Origin of the sequence: Corallococcus sp. 4LFB (assembly GCF_046520365.1) — a bacterium.
Classification (GTDB): domain Bacteria; phylum Myxococcota; class Myxococcia; order Myxococcales; family Myxococcaceae; genus Corallococcus; species Corallococcus caeni.
On record NZ_JBKGHJ010000915.1, the window covers coordinates 1 to 1,769 of the forward strand.

A 1,769-nucleotide genomic window follows, 5' to 3' on the forward strand; every position below is an offset into this window, starting at 1 on the left:
GAGGGAGTGCACGCTGCGAGGCGGGGGAAGCGGCGCCTCGGTGGAGACGAAGTCCTGAAGCAGCAGCTTCCGCTCCGTGTCCGTCAGCAGCGGCAGTTCGCTGACACGCGAGTCGGGTGAGGCGAGCGCGGCCTTCAGCAGGATGCGCAGGTGCTCCACCATGCGGGAGACGGTGGACGACTCGAACAGGTCCGTGCGGTAGCCAAGGGCTCCAGTGAGCCCCTGGGTCGTCTGCGTCAGCGAGAGCCGCAGATCAAACTTGGTGGACTCGAAGTCCTGTTCCAGGGACCGGAAGGTCAGGCCCGCGAGACTCAGCTCCGTGGCAGGCATGTTCTGCAGCACGAGCATGACCTGGAAGAGAGGCGAGTGGCTCAGGCTGCGCTGCGGTTGCAGCTCCTCGACGAGCTTCTCGAAGGGCAGGTGCTGGTGCTCGTAGGCGGCCAGGGTGGTGTCGCGCACCTGGGCCAGGAGTTGGCGGAACGAAAGCGTGGGCCGCACGTCCGAGCGCAACACGAGCGTGTTGACGAAGAAGCCGATGAGGCCTTCGGTCTCCGCGCGAGTGCGGCCGGCGATGGGAGAGCCGACGGAGATGTCCTGCTGGCCGGAGTAGCGCGACAGCAGCACCTGGAATAGGGCCAGCAGGGCCATGAAGGGCGTGACGCCCTCTAGCTGGCAGAAGTCGGACAGCGCCTCTGACAACAACAGAGGCAGGTGCACCGGCAGGGATGCGCCGCGCTGGGACTGCACTGCGGGACGCGGCTTGTCGGTGGGCAGCTCCAGCAGGGCGGGAGCACCGGAGAGCTGCTGCTTCCAGTAGTCCAGCTGAGCTCCGAGCGCATCGCCTTGCAGCCACGAGCGCTGCCAGACGGCGAAGTCGGCATACTGCAACGGCAGTTCAGGAAGCGGTGAAGGTCTGTTCTGGACGAACGCCGCATAGAGCGCGGCCACCTCGCGCACGAGCACGCCGCGAGACCACCCGTCCGAGACGATGTGGTGCAGCGTCACGAGCAGCACGTGCTGGTGCTCGGCGAGCCTCAGGAGCGAGGCACGCAGCAGCGGGCCCCGGGTGAGGTCGAAGGGGCGCAGCGCCTCCGCGGCAGCGAGCCGCTGCGCTTCCGCCTGACGCGCGTCCTCGGCGAGGTGCTCCAGGTCCATCCGTTCCAGGACGAAGTCCACGGAGGAGTGGATGCGCTGGACGGGCTCGCCCGCGTGCGCGTGGAAGGTGGTGCGCAGGGACTCGTGCCGGTGGATGAGCGCGTGGAAGGCGCGCTCCAGGGCGGAGACGTCGGCCGGACCCTCCAGGCGCAGCGCGTACGGCATGTTGTACGTGGCCGTTCCGGGCTGGAGCTGATCCAGGAACCACAGGCGCTGCTGCGCGAAGGACAGCGGCAGCTCTCCCGTGCGAGGAACCGCGACGAGGGGCGGAGCCAGAAGCCCGGACGCGCGGGCCCTGGCGTCATCAATGTGGCGCGCGAGGCCTGTCAGGGTCGGGGCTTCGAAGACGGAGCGCAGGGGCAGCTCCACGTCGAAAGCCGCGCGCACGCGGGCCACGAGCTGCGTGGCCAACAGCGAGTGACCGCCCAGTTCGAAGAAGTGGTCAGTGGCGCCCACGCGGGGATGGCGCAGCACCTCGGCCCAGAGGACCGCGAGCTTCTCCTCGGTAGGTGTGCCCGGGGCGACGTAGGCGGTGGAGGAGGTGGCTTCGGGAACGGGGAGGGCCTTGCGGTCGACCTTGCCGTTGGGGGTGAGGGGCAGGGCCTCCAGGAAGA

At 68.9% G+C, this 1,769-nt stretch carries 1 protein-coding gene; it reads right to left on the minus strand.

The genetic code is table 11. The features are described from left to right. On the minus strand, positions 1-1,769 hold a 1,769-nt coding region (locus ACLEQD_RS42740; protein ID WP_410391700.1), incomplete at both ends, for a condensation domain-containing protein.